Here is an 18,524-nt window from a genome sequence, read left to right on the forward strand (position 1 = left end):
TATCATAATAAAAATATGCTTGTTTCTCAAGTGTTCGGCTGTTAGGGACTGTTAAGGCGCAGGGATTTCTGACCAAAAGGAAGCGGTTTGCTCCATTTGTCCGTAGGCAGTCAAATCGACTTGCAGGGGGGTAATCGTGATGAAGCCGGACGCGCATTCGCCAAAGTCGGTACCTTCTTCGCTGTCGGAAACATCGCCGACCGGCCCAATCCAATAAATTTGTTCGCCACGTGGATTATACATGGGAACAATGCTTTGTTCATGATGGCGACGACCGAGCCGTGTCATTTTTATGCCTTGGATATCCTCAGGTGCGACGGCAGGGATATTGATGTTCCATAAGATGGGTTCGGAAATAGGGCGTTTGAGAAAGTAGGAAAGCAGTATCCAAGCGGCCTTCTCCGCGGTTTCCCAATAACGGCCGCTGGAATCGGCAAGCGAGAAGGCGATGGCGGGAATGCCCATTAAATAGGCTTCAGTCGCGGCGGCAACCGTACCGGAATAAAGCGTATCGTCGCCCATGTTCGCGCCGTTGTTAATGCCGGACAAGACTAAGTCGGGTTTGAAATCGGCGAGGGCGTGCTGGCCGACATGAATGCAGTCGGTGGGCGTGCCATTCACATAGTAAAACCCGTTTTCCGCCTGTTTCAGTTGTAAAGGACGGTCTAAAGTCAGGGAATTGCTGACGCCGCTGCGATCGCGTTCGGGCGCAACCACCCTGACATTGGCAAATTCTGCACATACTCTTGCCAAAACTGCCAAACCGGGCGCAAGATAACCATCGTCGTTTGAGATTAATATGTTCATGTGACAATATTGTGTCTATCGGTAAGATGGGCGGTATTGTACTGGTTTGCTTGAGCGATTGTCCACGAATCGGCAACGTTTGGGCGGAAAGGATAATAATGAAACATTATGAGTTAGACCCCAAAGCTTTATTGGGCGGCGTGATTGCTTCAGACGGCAATCAGGAGATTGTTCAGCTTTCACTGCAGAAGAATAATGAAATTCCGGCATATGAGGCGGATGCGATTATTTTGCTTTTGGTTTTAAACGGCAAAGCCGAAATCAAAACGGTGGACGAAGTTTTGCAAACCGAAGGCTTGCAAGTTATCCGTCTTGAGCCGATGGAGGCGCACAGCATTCGCGCGTTGGCCGATAACACCGATATTTTGGTTATCAAACAATTGATTCACGAAACCGGTCTCAGCAAACGTTTGAGATTTGGAAGTTGCTGTCTGTAATGGTAATAAAGGCCGTCTGAAAAGTTTCAGACGGCCTTTTTAAAATCAACTAGATTTATTTCAAACCTTTTTTCACCAAATCTTCATAACCGCCATGGTTGGTTACGTTGGTGTAGCCGGCTTTTTTCAGCTCAGTCAGCGCAGCTTCTGCTCGGCGGCCGCTGCGGCAGTAGAGGTTGACCGGTGCGTTTTTATCCGGGCTGACGGATTTGATGCGTTCAACGATTTGGTCGTGCGGAATATTGAGCGCACCTTGCAAATGACCTTCTTTGAATTCTTCGGCAGAGCGGACATCAATCCAAACGCCTTTTGCTTTTGCAGGCTGTGCCGCGCTTTTTTCAACCTTAGGCATAGAGGCTGCGGAAGCGGCCAAAGGAGTGGCAACAGCGGCGGCAAAAAGTACGGCGGTCAGCAGTTTCTTCATGGTTCAATCTCCTATTAGACAGAAAACAATATGATAACTTTATCAGTTTAGCATTTCATCAGGCCGTCTGAAAGGGGAGTCGGCTTTCAGACGGCCTGATTTTACAAACCGATTAGCGTTGGGTTTCTACTGCTTCCAAAGCGCGCAAAGCGTAGGTATAAGCGGCACCTGCGTTCAGGGCGATAGCGGTGGCCAATGCGCCGGCGATTTCGCTTTCGGTTGCACCTGCTTTGGCTGCAGCGGCTGCATGCACGCTGATGCAGCTTTCGCAACGTGTGGTAATGGCAACGGCAATGGCAATCAGTTCGCGTGTTTTGGCATCCAGTGCTTCGGCAGCGGCTGCTTGATCCAGTGCGCCGTAGGCTTGCAGCATTTTAGGATGGTTTTTACCCAGTTCGCCGAATGCTTTTTTTACCAAGGCGGTATGTTCAGGCCAGTCTTTAAACATGATATGTCCTTTCTTAATGTGAGTGGATAAGATAAAAAATCCTATCCGTTTGTGTTTGGTGTGTGTATTATTGCAATAATTGGAAGAATAAAATCGTCAAAACATCTCATTTATTGGTAAAAAACACTATGGATATTTTGGATAGGCTGGTCGAATTGGCGCAGGTAAAAGGCAGCGTGGATGTTCAATGTCTGTTTCAGGGGGAGTGGTATGTGCGGCATGAGCCAAAGCGTGCGCATGGTTTGGTGCATATCGTAACTGCCGGTTCGGGTTATATCCGAATTGATGGGGAGCAAGAGGCTAGGCTGCTGAGTGCGGGGGATATCATTTTTTTCCCGCGCAGCGTAGGGCATACTTTGAGTAGCGACAGCAGTTGTGAAAATCTCGGCGTCAATGTGCTGACGAGTGAAAAAGGCGCATTTAAAGTCAAGCAAAGTCATGCAGGAGGCGATGCGGCTTTGTATCTTTTCTGTGCGCGGTTTGAATATGAAGCGCAGGCGGATATTATGGCAGGTCTGCCTGACACTGTTTTGCTGAATATCAACCATCCTTCTTTACAGTATTTGGTGGCATTGTTGCAATATGAGAGCGGTCAGGCTTTGTCCGGCTCGGTAGCGGTTGTGAACGCATTGGCTTCGGTGTTGCTGGTATTTCTACTTCGAGCTAGCTTGGAAAAAAATGGGGAAGCGCAATTAAGCGGTTTGCTGAATGGTTGGCAGGACAAACGTTTGCGGAATCTGCTTCAGGCAGTAGTAGACAAGCCGGAAGAAGAGTGGAATATCGAGAAAATGACCGCGATTGCCAACTTGTCTCGCGCCCAGTTGATGCGAGTATTTAAGCAGCAGACGGGAACAAGCCCGCACGCCTTTGTTAACAGTATTCGCTTGCAACAGGGGGCATTATTATTGAAACAGACGGCGGATTCGGTTTTATCGGTTGCGCTCTCGGTCGGTTTTCAATCGGAAACGCATTTTGGCAAGGCATTTAAAAAGCAATATGGGATATCACCGGGGCAATATCGTAAGAATGATCGTACTGATGAGGCGGCAGTACAAGCGGAAGAAATGCCGATTTACTTTATTTGAACAGATGATAAAAGGCCGTCTGAAAGTGTAAAAATGAAATCTAGGATTTCCAAAACACTTTTCAGACGGCCTCAATTTTAAAACGTATCAATCAAACAGAATTAGTCTAGTTTTTTGAAATGACGGCGACGTTCCAATTCGCTCAGGTAGCGTTTACGCAGGCGGATGGATTGTGGCGTGATTTCAACCAGTTCGTCATCGTCGATGAACTCAACTGCACCTTCCAAAGTTAATTTAATCGGCGTAGTCAGGCGCACGGCTTCATCTGTACCGCTGGCACGGACGTTGGTCAGTTTTTTACCTTTCAGAGGGTTTACCACCAAGTCGTTGTCGCGGCTGTGAATACCGATAATCATCCCTTCGTAGACTTTGTCGTTTGGAGAAACGAACATACGGCCGCGGTCTTCCAAGTTCCACAGGGCGTAAGCAACAGCTTCACCTTGCTCTTGAGAAACCAGTACGCCGTTGTGACGGCCGGGCATATCAGGTTTAACCGGAGCATAGTCGTCAAAAACGTGGCTCATCAAGCCGGTACCGCGGGTCAAGGTCATAAATTCACCTTGGAAACCGATCAGGCCGCGTGCAGGAATGTGGTACTCCAGACGTGTACGACCGTTACCGTCGCTTTCCATATTGGTCAATTCGCCACGGCGACGGCCGAGTTCTTCCATGACCGCGCCTTGGTTTTCATCCGGCACATCCACAGTCAGATTTTCGTAAGGCTCGCATTTTTGACCGTCAATTTCACGGAATACCACGCGCGGTTTGCCGACTGCCAATTCAAAGCCTTCGCGGCGCATGTTTTCCAACAAAATGGTCAGGTGCAATTCGCCACGGCCGGAAACGCGGAATACGTCGGCATCGGCAGTATCTTCAACACGCAGGGCAACGTTGGTCAGCAATTCTTTTTGCAGGCGGTCGCGGATTTGGCGGGAAGTCACGAATTTGCCTTCAGTACCGGCCAAAGGAGAAGTGTTGACCATAAAGTCCATGGTCAGGGTCGGCTCGTCTACGCTCAACATAGGCAAGCCTTTAGGATTGTCTTTGTCGGTAATGGTTACGCCGATACCGATGTCTTCGATACCGGAAATAATCACGATATCGCCGGCTTCAGCTTCTTCCAAAGGTACGCGTTCCAAGCCTTGGAAACCCAATAGTTGGTTGATACGGCCTTGGGCAACTTGTTCTTCATGATTCATAACGGCAACGACTTGGCCGGGTTTGATGCGGCCGTTCAGGATGCGACCGATACCGAGGCGGCCGGTGTAGTTGTCGTAGTCCAGTTGGGAAATTTGCAGTTGCAGCGTTTCGTCCGCGCTGCCGCTTGGTGCAGGCGTGTGTTTCAAAATGGTCTCGAACAGAGGACGCATATCGCTGCTCTCGTCGTTTTCATCCAGTTTGGCAAAGCCGGACAGACCGGAAGCATAGACGATAGGGAAGTCCAATTGTTCGTCAGTTGCACCCAAGTTGTCGAATAATTCGAATGTTTGGTCGATAACCCAGCTTGGACGGGCAGACGGTTTGTCGATTTTGTTGATAACAACGATAGGTTTCAGACCCAAAGCCAAGGCTTTTTTGGTCACGAAACGGGTTTGCGGCATAGGGCCTTCTTGTGCGTCAACCAACAGTACGACGCAGTCAACCATGCCCAATACACGTTCCACTTCGCCACCAAAATCGGCGTGTCCCGGGGTATCTACGATGTTGATGTGGTAGCCTTCGTATTCGATGGCGGTATTTTTAGCGAGAATGGTAATGCCGCGTTCTTTTTCAAGATCGTTGCTGTCCATGACGCGTTCTTCGACTTGCTGGTTGGAACGGAATGTACCGGACTGGCGCAGCAATTGGTCAACTAATGTGGTTTTGCCATGGTCGACGTGGGCGATGATGGCAATATTGCGGATTTGTTTCATGATAATTTATAAGGTTTAGCTGGTTGCTTAAAAAAAAGATAACTGGTAATTATAGCACGATTCCTAAGTGTTGACCGAGTAGAAGATTCAAAAAAATGAGACAAAAGCAGTTGAGAATAATTCATAATTAAATTTGATTGATTTTGTTGGATTATTTGCTTTTATTTATGGTTAACGAATGTAAATGTTTTTGAATAATGCAATGGATTCTTAATACTAATGTCAAAAAAATATTATTAAAAACAGGGGATTAATTTTTCAGACGGCCTTTTTGGCTGGTTAACTTTTTTGATAATTGTTTGTATTTTAAATAGAAAATTTGTCAAAAGTGCTACTTGTGCATACAATTACCTCATTCCATAACAACACACGAATCTTCATTTCGTGATTATCAACTTTTAAAAGAAAGAGAAAGAATTATGCAAGGCAACCAAGCAGTTATTGATTACATGAACGAATTATTGTCTGGTGAGTTGGCTGCTCGCGACCAATATTTTATCCACTCTCGCCTGTACTCTGAATGGGGTTACACCAAACTGTTCGAACGTTTGAACCACGAGATGGAAGAAGAAACCACTCACGCCGAAGATTTCATCCGTCGTATCCTGATGTTGGGCGGCACTCCTAAAATGACCCGTGCCGAACTGAACATCGGTACTGACGTAATCTCTTGCCTGAAAGCAGACTTGAACACTGAATACGAAGTACGCGATGCGCTGAAAAAAGGCATCAAATTGTGCGAAGAAGCTCAAGACTACGTTACCCGCGATTTGATGATTGCCCAACTGAAAGACACTGAAGAAGATCACGCTCACTGGTTGGAACAACAACTGCGTCTGATCGAATTGGTCGGCGAAGGCAACTACTACCAAAGCCAACTGTAATCTAGCGTATAACGTATAAGGAGCTGAATATGAAAGGTAATATCTCAGTTATTCGCGAGCTGAACAAAAACTTAGGTTTGTTGCTGATTACCATTAACCAATACTTCCTGCATGCCCGCATTTTGAAAAACTGGGGCTTTGAAGAATTGGGCGAACACTTCTTCAAACAATCCATCCGCGAAATGAAATCCGCAGACGATTTAATCGAGCGTATTTTGTTCTTGGAAGGTCTGCCTAATCTGCAAGAATTGGGTAAACTGTTGATCGGTGAATCTACCGAAGAAATCATTGCCTGCGATCTGAAAAAAGAGTATGAAAAACATGATGCTCTGGTTGCAGCCATCGCTCTTGCAGAAGAGCAACAAGACTACGTCAGCCGTGATTTGTTGGAAAAACAAAAAGACATCAACGAAGAACACATCGACTGGCTCGAAACTCAGCAGGAATTGATTGGCAAAGTCGGTTTGCCAAACTACCTGCAAACAGCGGCGCAAGAGGACTAAAACACAAACCACTGCCAAATATAGCAGTCCCTGCTCCCATCAACGGCATATCTTTACAGATATGCCGTTTTCTTTTATAGAAATGCTTAAAGGCTGTCTGTATGTTCAGACGGCCTTGATTTTATATCGCTTTTAAACGGTATAGATAAGTAGTTTCCTTGTTTCTGGCAAATGCCAGAGGATCGGCTTCATCTATTGCTTTTTTGTGTTGCGGTTTGGTTTTCAGAATATCAACTACATTGAGCGAGGCCGTCTGAAAGCATTGGTTTAGAAAGTCTTTATCACGCAAATGCAAGTGTTCTGCCAAGTCGGAAATAATCAACCAAGCTTCGCCGTTCGGGTTTAAGTGATGACGTACGCCGTTGAGGAACGCAGTCAGCATGGCATGATTGGGATCGTAAAGGGCAGTCTCAATAGTGGAGGTTGGTTTTGCCGGCAACCAAGGCGGATTGCAGACGATAAGGTCGGCGCAACTTTCAGGAAATAAATCAATCGATTGAATACTGACAGCTTTATCCAAGCCTAGGCGTTCGAGGTTTGCTGTGGCACAGGCTATTGCTTTTTGGTTGGTGTCTGTGGCAATGATGTCGGGTATGCCTCGCTTGGCCAAAATTGCGGCAATAACACCTGAGCCGGTGCCGATGTCAAAGGCCGTCTGAATATTGGGAGCGAGTGGCGCTTGGGTGATTAAATCCAAATATTCGCCACGCAGTGGAGAGAATACGCCGAAAGGAACATGGATTTTTCCATCAAGCTGAGGAATGTCTATGCCTTTTTTGTGCCACTCGTGCGCACCGATAAAGCCCAGTAATTGATTCAGCGGCAAAAGAAACGGCTTGTTGTTTGGGGTATCGTAAACATCGCGCAGGGCGGCGTAGATGTCGGGTGCGCGTGCATTATCCAGTTGAAAATTCGGTTGGATTTCAACGGCAAGCATATTGAGCAAACGGCTTTGCTGAGCCTGTTTCATACGGTGGGCGTGAAAGGCCGTCTGAATATCGGCAGGTACGTCTTTCTTTTTTTCAGACGGCCTGTGGATACGCTTTTTCATTGCGGCCAAGACTTGCTTGGCATTGTGAAAATCGCCAGTCCAAACAGTTGCAGTTTGCGCGTGGGCATTTTTTAAGATTTCTGCTGCGCCTACTTCTTGTATGTAAACCGCCTGCTTGGGTGGCTTTTGTGTGCTTTCGTTGCGCCATTCGATGTCGGAGCAGTTGGTAGGGATGGTATGGGGCATAATGCGTTTCAAATCGTAAAAATAGAGGATTAGTTTACTATATTTAGGATGTGTTCGGTTTGAGAGGAGCTTTTAATAGTCTCAATTAGACAAAATGTATAAAAATTTCTCAAATTTTAAAATTTAAACCAATATTTTGATAAAAATAGATTGTCGTTTTGTCTAAAATGAGTATAATGCAAAACTAGAACACAATAATCTTAATCGGATTTGGACAAGGAACATCATGCAATTAGACATTGACCGTTTGGTTGCCTATTTTGGCGGTGTAAACGCGCTGGCCGAAGCCCTGAAACAGCACGACCCGGAAAATGCTGCGACCACTGCGGCTATCTACAAATGGCGTACACGCGGTTCCCTGCCTTTGGCTCAGTTGCAAAAACTGACCGCTTTGGCGGAAGCGCAAGGCAGACCGCTTGATTTGAATGCTTTTTTACAAAAAAACGAATCTCTGGAGAGAACAGAAATGACACAGACCAATCGTGTAATTATTTTTGACACTACCATGCGCGATGGCGAGCAGTCGCCCGGTGCGTCCATGACCAAAGAGGAGAAAATCCGTATTGCCCGCCAGTTGGAAAAGATGGGTGTCGATGTGATTGAGGCAGGTTTTGCAGCAGCCAGTCCGGGCGATTTTGAATCGGTTAATGCGATTGCCAAAATCATTACCAAATCTACAGTTTGCTCATTGGCGCGTGCCGTTGAAAACGATGTGCGCAAAGCAGGCGAAGCTGTTTCCCCTGCTCCGAAAAAACGTATTCACACTTTTATCGCCACCAGCCCCATCCACATGGAGCACAAACTGAAAATGAAGCCGCAGCAGGTCATTGATGCGGCGGTCAAAGCGGTAAAAATTGCCAAAGAATATACTGACGATGTGGAATTTTCCGCCGAAGACGCCGTGCGTTCGGATTTGGACTTCCTCGCCAAAATCTTTACGGCGGTTATCGAGGCTGGCGCAACCACCATCAATATACCCGATACTGTCGGCTACTCCATCCCTTCCGTATGGTACGAGCGTATCAGCAACATCATCAAAAGCGTGCCCAACGGCGACAAAGTAGTCTGGTCGACCCACTGCCATAATGACTTGGGTATGGCGGTTGCCAACTCGCTGGCCGCTGTTCAGGCAGGCGTGCGTCAGGTGGAATGTACCATCAACGGCTTGGGCGAACGCGCGGGCAATGCCAGCCTTGAAGAAATCGTGATGGCGTTGAAAGTGCGTCATGATTTGTTTGGCTTGGAAACTGGCATCGATACCACGCAAATCGTGCCGGTATCCAAACTGGTGTCCACCATTACCGGCTATCCGATTCAGCCAAATAAAGCAGTAGTTGGTGCAAATGCCTTTGCACACGAATCAGGCATTCATCAGGACGGCGTGTTGAAACACCCTGAAACCTATGAAATCATGACTGCCGAATCAGTTGGCTGGTCAACCAACCGCCTGACTTTGGGTAAACTCTCCGGCCGCAGCGCATTCCGCAGCAAGCTGGCAGATTTGGGCATCGAGTTGGAAAGCGAAGAGGCATTGAATGCGGCATTTGCACGATTCAAAGAGCTGGCGGATAAGAAACGCGAAATCTTTGATGAAGACTTGCACGCTTTGGTGTCTGATGAAATGGGCAGCCTGAATGCTGAGAGCTACAAATTCATCTCTCAAAAAATCAGTACCGAAACCGGTGAAGAGCCTCGTGCCAATATTGTGTTCAGTATTCGCGGCGAAGAAAAACACGCCACCGCTACTGGCTCTGGCCCTGTTGACGCGATCTTTAAAGCCATTGAAAGCGTGGCTCAAAGTGGCGCGACCTTGCAGATTTACTCTGTCAACGCGGTGACGCAAGGTACAGAAAGCCAAGGCGAAACTTCTGTCCGCCTGCAACGTGGCGACCGTGTGGTCAACGGCCAAGGTGCGGATACCGACGTATTGGTGGCAACTGCCAAAGCCTATTTGTCTGCGTTGAGTAAATTGGAATTCGGCCAAGCCAAGCCAAAAGCGCAAGGCAGAGGCATGATTTAATGCTTTGAACAAGTAAAGGCCGTCTGAAATCGTAGTGATATGTTTCAGACGGCCTTTTTTATTTGGTCAAAAAATAGTTTGTTTATTGAAGTTTAAGCAGTCGGTCTTGTTCGACAGACAATACGCCGTTTACTTTTTTGAAATAGGCAATGGCATCTTCAATCTTGGTCTTGGAAGACGGACGAATAGCAATGCCGTTCAGGTTTTTGTATTCATAAATCAAACTTGCACCCGAGGTTTTCACTGCTTTTAGCAATGGCGCGGAACCGGTTTGGGCATCATAGAAGATAATCAGGTTTCCGGTTGTATCTTGGGCTTGCTGTTGAGATGGAATGACAGTTGATTGAACGGCAGTGCTTGGGCTTTGGCAGGAACAAAGCAGGGTGGAGAGTAGGATAAATGCTAGGGTTTTCATGGCATTAATTCAATTTGATAAAAGACTAAGGCCGTCTGAACAATCGTAAAACGAAATCAAAGTTTCCATTTACAACGTTCAGACGGCCTTTGTCAGTTATGCTTCAGGCAATTCCATGGCTAGAACGGTTTGTTCTTGTTTGGCACGGAAAGCGGCCAATTTTTCAGCCAATTCAGGATTTTCGTTGGCCAAAAGTGAAATGGCAAATAGCGCTGCATTGGCTGCACCGGCTTCGCCAATGGCAAATGTAGCAACAGGAACGCCTTTGGGCATTTGCACAATCGAAAGCAGGGAGTCTTCGCCGCGCAGATATTTGCTGGGAACGGGAACGCCCAAGACGGGAACCGTAGTTTTGGCAGCGACCATGCCTGGCAAATGCGCTGCGCCGCCCGCGCCGGCAATGATGGCTTTGATGCCGCGTTCGCGTGCGGTTTTTGCGTATTCAAACATCAAATCAGGCGTACGGTGTGCAGAGACGACACGTGCTTCGTATTCAACGCCGAATTCTTTGAGAAATTGTGCTGCCTGCTGCATCACCGGCCAATCGCTGTTGCTGCCCATAATAATGCCGACTTGGATCATGAGGAGTTCCTTTTGCTTGAATGGATTAAGGGTAAAAAAATATTCAGACGGCCTTGGGGATGACAAGGCCGTCTGAACGTTTATCTTTGTTTAAGACTGATGGAAGCGCGTTTTGCCGCCTCGCTGTTTGGGAAGCTTTGTATCAGTTTGCGCCATGTGCTGCGCGCGATGTCTTTTTGTTGCAGTTTGTATTGGCACTGGCCGATGCTGTACATGGCTTCGGGAGCTTGGGGGCTGCTGCGGAATCGGTTGGCGTAGCGGTTGCCGATTTCGATAACGGATTCGCAGTTGCCCAAACGTTGTTGGCTTTGCAGGAGCAGGTACATATTGCGGCGGGCAATTTCGCTGCCGTTGCCACCGTCGGCTTCTTTCAAAATGGCCACGGCAGTGGAGAAGTTGTTGCGCTGGTAGTATTTTTGCGCTTGGTTATAAAGGCGCAGTTCATTTTGTGCGGCTGAGTCTGTTTCAGACGGCACGCCGCCACCATTGGCCAAATAGTTCATTTTCAGCTTGCGGTCGTCTAAGCGCTGGGCTTTGGGTTTGGAAGCCAAAGGGGTTGGACGTTTGATGTTTCGTTGTTGTTCCAGTGTGTGCAAGCGTTGATTTAATTCTTCAACCGTGCGTTCCAGTCGGGCAATTTGTATGCCCAAGTGGTCAATCTGGGTTTGTGCGTCCAAACGCGGATAGGGAATACTTTTTTCATGTAAAGGCTCACGCGGAATATCCGGTAGGACAAAGTTGGGATTGTCGGTAGGTTGGGGAGGATGGGAAACGGCGCACGATGCGGCCAATAGAGTAAGCGGCAAAAGAAATAGGGAATGTGATAATGTTTTCATCGGATTGTGTCGTTTTATTTTTTTAGTAGCAGTGTCAAACCGTCGCCGACAGGCAGGGTAATGGGAATAATGCGTGTATCGTGCGGTAGATTTTGGTTGAAATGGCGCAGGATATCCAAGCTTGGCGGATCATTTTCGGCAGCTTCATTCATGACGCGCCCACCCAACAAGATATTGTCGATGGCAATCACGCCGCCACTCCGTACCAGTTGCAAACAGCGTTCAAAATATTTCGGCGTAGGCGGTTTGTCGGCATCGATAAGTGCCAAGTCGTAGCTTTCCGATTCGCCTTGCGCAATCAAATCGTCCAAAGTCAGCAAAGCCGGTTGCAGATGAAGCGAGATTTTATGCGCTATGCCTGCAGCCTGCCATGTTTCGCGGGCAATATCGGTAAAGGTTACATTGATGTCGCAAGCCGTGATTTTGCCGTCTTCGGGGAGGGCAAGCGCCATGGCGGTGCTGCTGTAACCGGTAAAGACGCCAACTTCCAAATATTTTTTGGCATTCAATAATTTGGCCAACCACACCAACATGGCCGCCTGCTCTTGGGCGATGGCCATCTTTCCCAGACGATGTGATTGGGTACGCTCGCGCAATGCGGTCAAAACGGGATGTTCGGATTGACCAATGCTGTTGAGGTAATGTTGTAATGCCGGATCGGTATTGTGTGTGTTGGTCGTCATGCCGATACGGGATTAGTCTTGATAGTAGGTGTAGGGTTTTTTGTTGACTTTGGCCGCTTCAAATTCAGCCTGTTCAGTCGGATTGAGGGTAACATCCCACAGCAAATGGCGGTTTTCGAGGCGTTGTGCTTCCATTTCGGGATTGTCTTCCATGAGTTTGTCGAGGAATTGGGTAGCTTCGGATTTGTAGTGGTACATGATGTTCTGCCTGAATCGTTGTCAGACTGTCATTATAGCCGATATTTTTTGCCAATACGCTAATTAATCGAACTTCCATAAGGTATAATGGCACGTCTTTTTAGGCCGTCTGAAGTCTTTGCTCAATGTTTTGCCCCTTCTGCAGCAGAATATTGTGCAAAGGCTTAAGCCAGACAAGTTTCAGACGGCCTTTTTTATTGTGAAAAGAGCTGCTTATGTTAAAGAAATGGCTGCATAAAGTGTTGCCTAAAAAACACGTCAAATCGTTGCCCGAAAAGGAAATTATCCCGCTTGAGCAACACGGTATCCGTGCGGATATGTTGAGCTTTGCCGCAGAGAAAATTGCCAAACGCCTGCATGAAGCCGGTTTTCAGGCTTATGTTGTGGGCGGTGCCGTTCGGGATTTGTTGCTTGGGGTCGAGCCCAAAGACTTTGATATCGCAACCGATGCCACGCCGGAGCAAATCCGCAAAGTATTTCGCCGCAGCCGCATTATCGGCCGCCGCTTCCAAATCGTTCATGTGATGATTGGTCCTGAAACCATTGAAGTCACGACGTTCCGCGGTGGCGATAAGGTTCAGCAAAATGCGCAAGGCCGCATTATGAAGGATAATACTTACGGCAGCATTGAAGAAGATGCCATGCGCCGCGACTTTACTTGCAATGCGCTGTATTACGACCCGATTAAAGAGGAAATTTGGGACTTCCATCAGGGCGTGACTGATGTTGCCGATAAAAAATTGGTGATGATAGGCGATCCTGCCGAACGCTATCAGGAAGATCCTGTCCGTATTCTTCGTGCCGTCCGTTTGTCTGGCAAGTTGGGCTTTGAAGTGGAAGAGCAAACGGCTTTGCCGATTGCAGAATATGCAGGCCGTCTGAAAAATGAGCCTGTTGCTCGTCTTTTTGACGAAATTCTGAAAATTCTGTTTTCCGGTTATTCTCGTGCCTGTTTGAAACGGCTAAACGAGTTGGGTATTCCCGAAGGCATCCATCCGCTTTTAGATGCCTTGAAAACTGCTGAAGCGGCTGAAAACCGTATGATTATGTTGGCCTTGAAAAATACCGACGAGCGTATCCGTGCGGATAAGTCCGTTTCCGTCGGTTTCGTATTGGCGGCGGTATTGTGGCCGACACTGAACGCTATTTGGCAACGCAATCAAAGCCATGGACAAAAACCTGTCCCTGCATTGATGGATGCGATGAACACCATGCGTGACACAGTGGAGAAAGGTTGGGGCGTACCGCAACGATTTTCTGCAACCATGCGTGAAATTTGGCAATTTCAGCCGCAATTTGACAATATGCGTGGCGCACGCCCGTATCGCCTGCTATCGCAAGCCCGTTTCCGTGCTGCTTATGATTTTCTGATTTTGCGTAGCGAGGTTGGCGAGGTTGATAAAGAGATGGCTTCTTGGTGGACAACTTTCCAACATGCCGATGAGGAAACCCGTCAGCAAATGACTGCGGCTAATGAGCACAAACGTCAGAAACAAAGTGGATCAACTGACGGCAAACCCAAACGTCGCCGCCGTCGTCCGAAAAAGAAAACCACTGAGGCTGAATAAATTATCAAAATAAATTTAAGGCCGTCTGAAGCGATTAAATCTTTTGAGATTTGGTTTTCAGACGACCTTCGTATTCCAATAAAAACCGCAGGTCTTTCAACCTGCGGTTTGCTTTTATGATTTGTTTTCTTCGCTGTCGAGGAAGCTGCGGAGGCGGTCGCTACGGGTCGGGTGGCGCAGCTTGCGCAGAGCTTTGGCTTCGATTTGACGGATACGTTCACGGGTTACGTCAAATTGTTTGCCGACTTCTTCCAAAGTGTGGTCGGTATTCATATCAATACCGAAACGCATACGCAAAACTTTGGCTTCGCGTGGTGTCAGGCTTTCGAGGATTTCTTTGGTTACTTCGTGCAGGCTGGTGTACATCGCAGCTTCTGCCGGCGCAACGTTGTTGGCATCCTCGATGAAGTCGCCCAAGTGCGAATCATCGTCATCGCCAATCGGTGTTTCCATGGAAATCGGCTCTTTGGCGATTTTCATGATTTTGCGGATTTTGTCTTCCGGCATTTCCATCAGCTCGGCCAGTTTGGCGGAATCAGGTTCTTCACCGGTTTCTTGCAGGTATTGGCGCGAGATACGGTTCATTTTGTTGATGGTTTCAATCATGTGAACCGGAATACGGATGGTACGCGCTTGGTCGGCGATGGAGCGGGTAATCGCTTGACGGATCCACCATGTGGCGTAAGTTGAGAACTTGTAGCCACGGCGGTATTCGAATTTGTCCACCGCTTTCATCAGACCGATATTGCCTTCTTGAATCAAATCAAGGAACTGCAAGCCGCGGTTGGTGTATTTTTTGGCAATGGAAATAACCAAACGCAAGTTGGCCTGAATCATTTCCTGTTTGGCAGCTGAGGTTTCTTTCTCGCTCAGCACCATGTTTTTGTTGATTTCTTTCAACTCTTCGATGGAAATTCGGGTTTCGGCTTCCATATTGGCCAGCTCGGCTTGTTTTTCGAGGATGGCGTGGCGGAAACGATCCAAAGCGTTTGCCCATACACGGCCTTTGGCTACTTCTTTTTCAACCCATTCCAAATTGGTAATGGCAGGCAGGAAGTTTTCGATGAAGTAGTCGCGATCCATGCGGACGCGGTCGATACAGATATCGCGGATTTCACGCTCAAGTTTGCGGATGTTTTCAACGCGGCTGCGCAGGCTGCTGCTCAGGTTTTCGATTTGACGTGTGGCAAAACGGACTTCCAACAGTTTGTTGGCAATGGCATCGCGGTGTTTCAGGTAGTTGGCGTGCTGACTGCCGTGTTTTTCCAACTGCTTGATCATTTTGCCGTATTCGCTCTCGATAAAGGCGAAGTGTTCCAAAACTTTTTGCTTCAGTTCGGCCAAATGGGCAGCGGATATGGCTTCAGAGTCGCCGCCGGAGTCGTCTTCATCTTCCTCGTCGCCATCTTCATCATCGCTATCGGTTTCGCCTTCTTCGTCATCAGGTTTAGCATTTTCCAAATGACCCAAGCCTAATTCGTTCAACAAGACTTCATTAGGGTCGATGATCGCTTCAACCACTTCATCCACACGGATTTCATCATTGCGGACTTGTTCGATCAAAGCCAGAATTTCGGCAATCGATCCTGGGCAGGCGGAGATTGCCTGCACCATGTTTTTCAGTGCATTTTCGATTTTTTTGGCGATGATGATTTCGTCTTCACGCGTCAACAGATCGACTTGCCCCATTTCACGCATATACATACGCACAGGGTCGGTTGTGCGGCCGAATTCTGAATCTGCGCTGGAGAGTGCTGCTTCGGCTTCTTCAACGGCATCGTCGTCGGTCATGGCGGCGGCGTTGTCGCTCAAGAGGATGTCTTCAGCATCGGGGGCTTGCTCGGTTACTTGGATACCCAAGCCGGAAATCATGCTGACGATGTTGTCGATTTGTTCGGCATCAGACATATCGTCGGGCAGGGCGTCGTTAATTTCAGAATAAGTGATGTAGCCGCGTTCTTTACCCATGATAATGAGTTGGCGCAGACGGGCGCGCTGCTCTTCGATACTCAAGGGACGGTTGTCATCTTGGTCTTGGTATTCTTCGTAGTTTTGGTTTTTAGACATGGATTGCTCTCTAGGTTGATAGGATGCCGACGGTTTACGGTGATGTGGCCATACCTGAAGGCGGAGCAGAGCTTTTTGTTGTGAAATCAGATTTCACTTTAATACTCTGAGGCCGTCTGAAAATATTACAGATGGAGTGTTCTGCGTGTCATGTTTCGCAGCGTGTGTTTAGATTGTTCAGACGGCCTGAGGGGTTAGTTTTGCTTTGCCGTCAAAAGCGACAGCAATAGTCTTTTTTCATTTTCGGTCAAACCAGTTTGAATACTTTTTTGCTTTAAAGTTTCGATTTGACTGTATTTTAATTCATTTAACAACTTTTTCATGCCGATTTGGAAACTTTCGCAATCTTCTTCGTTATCCCCTTCCATTTCTTCAGAGTGAAGGGTCGATAAAAAGATTTGATTGACGGTTTCCTCATAGGGCGAACCGCGCATATATTCAAGCACTTGTGCTGTTGCTGGAATCGTGGCGTGATTCTTGATGGTTTCGGCCAGATTGGCAAGGCAGGCAAAGTCGCCGCTTAAAGCCAGATAATCGGGCAGGTCTATATATGAAGCCCAAGCCGGATTTATCAAGAGGCTGCGTATCTGTCTTTGAACCAGTGTCAGCATGGTTGGCTGTTTGACAGAAATAGGCGGCAGTTTGTAACTTTTTTGTTTGACGTGCCGCTTTGGCGCTTCTTGTCCAAGTAACTGGGCGAGGTTGTCAGGATCAATACCTACCAACTCGCTAAGTTTTTGTTTCAGGAGATAGCCCAATGCCGGCGCGGTAATCTGAGCCAAGAGCGGAGAACTGGTTTTGACCAATTCTGCTTTGCCTTCTTGCGTATTGAGGTTGAGGCCGTCTGAAAGATGTTCCCAAAAGTATTCCGATAGGGGCTTGCTTTGGTTTAACAAGGCATCTTCAAATTGAGTCTTGCCGTAGGCGCGGATGTAGCTGTCTGGGTCGTGTTCTTCGGGTAGGAATAGAAAATGCAGCGATTTATCGTCTTTTAATTGTGGCAACGCATTTTCCAGCGCGCGCCAAGCCGCTTTACGCCCCGCACTGTCGCCATCGAAACAAAATAAATACTGTCTGCCTGACGCATCAGGATTTTGACGTGTTCCGCCGTAGTTGCCGTACCTAAAGCCGCTACGCCGTAGCCGACGCCGAACTGAGCCAATGCGACCACGTCCATGTAGCCTTCGACCACCAAAATCCGTCCGGCCTCTTTTACGGCAGCACGCCCTTCATATAGCCCGTAAAGGTTTTTCCCTTTGTCAAACAAAGGCGTATCCGGTGAGTTCAGGTATTTAGGTTTGGAGTCGTCCAATACGCGGCCGCCAAAGCCAATTACCTGACCGCGCGGATTACGGATAGGGAACATAATCCGATGGCGAAAGCGGTCGTAATGTTTGCCTTCGTTATCAATGACCATGCCTGTATCTACCAACGCAGTATTCGGATAGGGTTGGAATACTTGCGCCAAAGGTTGCCAACCGTCAGGTGCATAGCCTAAGCCATAATACGCGATGACTTCCGCACTCAAGCCGCGTTTGTCCAAATAAGCCTTCGCCGCTGGATTGAATTTCAACTGTTGTGCGTAAAAATCCGCTGCAGCCGCCGTTGTTTCTTCCAAAGTTTGTTGCTTTTTTTTACGTTCGGCACGGATTTCGGGGTTGTCTTCCTGCCCACGAACTTTAGGTACCGCCATGCCGACGCGATCAGCCAAAAACTGCACCGCCTCCGGAAACGGCAGCCCCTGATGTTCCATCACAAAACCAATCGCCGAACCATGAGCCCCGCAACTGAAGCAATGGTAAAACTGCTTGGTTGGGCTGACCGAAAACGAAGGCGTCTTTTCCTTATGAAACGGACAGCAGGCCATATAGTTCGCCCCGCCTTTCTTCAGCGGAACCTGCTCGTCGATAATATCGACAATATCGACTTTGGATAAAAGCTCGTCAATGAAATCAGATGGAATCATGGCTCGGCAGAAGAGGATGGACGGAAAACATTTCAGACGGCCTTATAAACAGACAAAGGCCGTCTGAAAATGGAATTTTGGATGAGGGTTGAAATGAGTTTCGTATTATAGCAAATTGTTGTAATACATGTGTCTTATCCTTTTGAGGTAGGGTATTTGGAAAGAGTATTTCATGTTCAAAATAATCACAAATATTACAAATTTTTGTTATACCAAGGAGCCTAGGTTAAGGGAGATGTTGTTCCAAAATTGTAGATTTCACTGGATATTTTGACTAAATTTCTTTATACCTATGGGCAAAGAAATAATTACTTGTAGGAGTAGAAATCCTCTTTCCTTTTTGGAAAGAGGATTTTTCAAGTTTGCCTAATTGCTTATTTCTTTTCTTTAGGCATTTGAGATACCAATGACAAGTTGACATCCAAGCCTTCGATTTGGAAGTGTGGGCGGG

At 47.6% G+C, this 18,524-nt stretch carries 17 protein-coding genes and 1 pseudogene; 6 read left to right on the forward strand and 12 right to left on the reverse strand.

Annotation, left to right across the window (positions count from 1 at the left end):
- Nucleotides 1-51: 51 nt before the first annotated feature.
- A complete protein-coding gene (gene surE, locus TW89_RS04005) occupies nucleotides 52-807 on the reverse strand; it encodes a 5'/3'-nucleotidase SurE (RefSeq protein ID WP_128580623.1) in 756 nt (251 codons plus the stop codon).
- Nucleotides 808-905: 98 nt separating this feature from the next.
- Here surE and TW89_RS04010 point away from each other — a divergent pair, with 98 nt between their 5' ends.
- Nucleotides 906-1,244 (forward strand): hypothetical protein, encoded by a 339-nt coding sequence (locus TW89_RS04010; protein WP_128580624.1) that lies wholly within the window; start codon nucleotides 906-908, stop codon nucleotides 1,242-1,244.
- Between the two features lie 55 nt (nucleotides 1,245-1,299).
- Here the strand turns inward: TW89_RS04010 and TW89_RS04015 are convergent, their stop codons facing one another.
- Together TW89_RS04015 and TW89_RS04020 are read right to left on the reverse strand one after the other, a co-directional pair.
- Nucleotides 1,300-1,668 (reverse strand): rhodanese-like domain-containing protein, encoded by a 369-nt coding sequence (locus TW89_RS04015; protein WP_049351660.1) that lies wholly within the window; start codon nucleotides 1,666-1,668, stop codon nucleotides 1,300-1,302.
- Nucleotides 1,669-1,780: 112 nt separating this feature from the next.
- Nucleotides 1,781-2,116, reverse strand: a complete 336-nt coding sequence (locus tag TW89_RS04020) for a carboxymuconolactone decarboxylase family protein (RefSeq protein WP_003686488.1) — start codon at nucleotides 2,114-2,116, stop codon at nucleotides 1,781-1,783.
- 128 nt (nucleotides 2,117-2,244) lie between these two features.
- Between TW89_RS04020 and TW89_RS04025 the strand changes: the two genes are divergently transcribed.
- Complete coding sequence (locus tag TW89_RS04025) at nucleotides 2,245-3,201, forward strand: cupin domain-containing protein (protein ID WP_128580637.1); 957 nt, start codon at nucleotides 2,245-2,247, stop codon at nucleotides 3,199-3,201.
- 101 nt (nucleotides 3,202-3,302) lie between these two features.
- Here TW89_RS04025 and typA read toward each other — a convergent pair whose 3' ends face one another.
- The gene (gene typA / locus TW89_RS04030) at nucleotides 3,303-5,114 is read right to left on the reverse strand and encodes a translational GTPase TypA (RefSeq protein ID WP_107723336.1); all 1,812 of its coding nucleotides are present in this window, start codon (nucleotides 5,112-5,114) and stop codon (nucleotides 3,303-3,305) included.
- 419 nt (nucleotides 5,115-5,533) lie between these two features.
- Here typA and bfr (TW89_RS04035) point away from each other — a divergent pair, with 419 nt between their 5' ends.
- On the forward strand, nucleotides 5,534-5,998 hold the full coding sequence (gene bfr / locus TW89_RS04035) for a bacterioferritin (RefSeq protein ID WP_004520304.1): 465 nt from the start codon (nucleotides 5,534-5,536) through the stop codon (nucleotides 5,996-5,998).
- A gap of 29 nt (nucleotides 5,999-6,027) precedes the next feature.
- Entirely contained in the window at nucleotides 6,028-6,501 is a 474-nt protein-coding gene (gene bfr, locus TW89_RS04040; RefSeq protein WP_107696846.1) for a bacterioferritin, read from the forward strand.
- A 121-nt stretch (nucleotides 6,502-6,622) separates the two neighbouring features.
- Here the strand turns inward: bfr (TW89_RS04040) and TW89_RS04045 are convergent, their stop codons facing one another.
- Nucleotides 6,623-7,738 carry a methyltransferase gene (locus TW89_RS04045; protein WP_128580625.1) on the reverse strand — a complete coding sequence of 372 codons (1,116 nt, stop codon included), beginning with the start codon at nucleotides 7,736-7,738 and terminating at the stop codon, nucleotides 6,623-6,625.
- Nucleotides 7,739-7,964: 226 nt separating this feature from the next.
- On the opposite strand from TW89_RS04045, the gene TW89_RS04050 reads away from it, so the two are divergent.
- Complete coding sequence (locus TW89_RS04050) at nucleotides 7,965-9,758, forward strand: 2-isopropylmalate synthase (protein WP_128580626.1); 1,794 nt, start codon at nucleotides 7,965-7,967, stop codon at nucleotides 9,756-9,758.
- An 82-nt stretch (nucleotides 9,759-9,840) separates the two neighbouring features.
- Here TW89_RS04050 and TW89_RS04055 read toward each other — a convergent pair whose 3' ends face one another.
- From TW89_RS04055 to TW89_RS04075, 5 genes are all read right to left on the reverse strand, one after another.
- Entirely contained in the window at nucleotides 9,841-10,173 is a 333-nt protein-coding gene (locus tag TW89_RS04055; RefSeq protein ID WP_128580627.1) for a hypothetical protein, read from the reverse strand.
- Nucleotides 10,174-10,269: 96 nt separating this feature from the next.
- Nucleotides 10,270-10,755 (reverse strand): 5-(carboxyamino)imidazole ribonucleotide mutase, encoded by a 486-nt coding sequence (gene purE, locus TW89_RS04060; RefSeq protein WP_128580628.1) that lies wholly within the window; start codon nucleotides 10,753-10,755, stop codon nucleotides 10,270-10,272.
- 80 nt (nucleotides 10,756-10,835) lie between these two features.
- Nucleotides 10,836-11,591, reverse strand: a complete 756-nt coding sequence (locus TW89_RS04065) for a tetratricopeptide repeat protein (protein WP_128580629.1) — start codon at nucleotides 11,589-11,591, stop codon at nucleotides 10,836-10,838.
- A 14-nt stretch (nucleotides 11,592-11,605) separates the two neighbouring features.
- Complete coding sequence (locus TW89_RS04070; RefSeq protein ID WP_128580630.1) at nucleotides 11,606-12,274, reverse strand: class I SAM-dependent methyltransferase; 669 nt, start codon at nucleotides 12,272-12,274, stop codon at nucleotides 11,606-11,608.
- A 12-nt stretch (nucleotides 12,275-12,286) separates the two neighbouring features.
- Nucleotides 12,287-12,472 carry a DUF3460 family protein gene (locus TW89_RS04075; RefSeq protein WP_003680728.1) on the reverse strand — a complete coding sequence of 62 codons (186 nt, stop codon included), beginning with the start codon at nucleotides 12,470-12,472 and terminating at the stop codon, nucleotides 12,287-12,289.
- A 215-nt stretch (nucleotides 12,473-12,687) separates the two neighbouring features.
- Between TW89_RS04075 and TW89_RS04080 the strand changes: the two genes are divergently transcribed.
- The gene (locus TW89_RS04080) at nucleotides 12,688-14,040 is read left to right on the forward strand and encodes a polynucleotide adenylyltransferase PcnB (RefSeq protein WP_128580631.1); all 1,353 of its coding nucleotides are present in this window, start codon (nucleotides 12,688-12,690) and stop codon (nucleotides 14,038-14,040) included.
- A 114-nt stretch (nucleotides 14,041-14,154) separates the two neighbouring features.
- On the opposite strand, the gene rpoD is transcribed toward TW89_RS04080, so the two are convergent.
- On the reverse strand, nucleotides 14,155-16,107 hold the full coding sequence (gene rpoD, locus TW89_RS04085) for an RNA polymerase sigma factor RpoD (protein ID WP_128580632.1): 1,953 nt from the start codon (nucleotides 16,105-16,107) through the stop codon (nucleotides 14,155-14,157).
- A gap of 194 nt (nucleotides 16,108-16,301) precedes the next feature.
- Nucleotides 16,302-18,073, reverse strand: a pseudogene (dnaG, locus tag TW89_RS04090) (DNA primase).
- Nucleotides 18,074-18,524: the final 451 nt, after the last annotated feature.

Origin of the sequence: Neisseria flavescens, from assembly GCF_001618065.1 — a bacterium.
Lineage (GTDB): Bacteria > Pseudomonadota > Gammaproteobacteria > Burkholderiales > Neisseriaceae > Neisseria > Neisseria flavescens_A.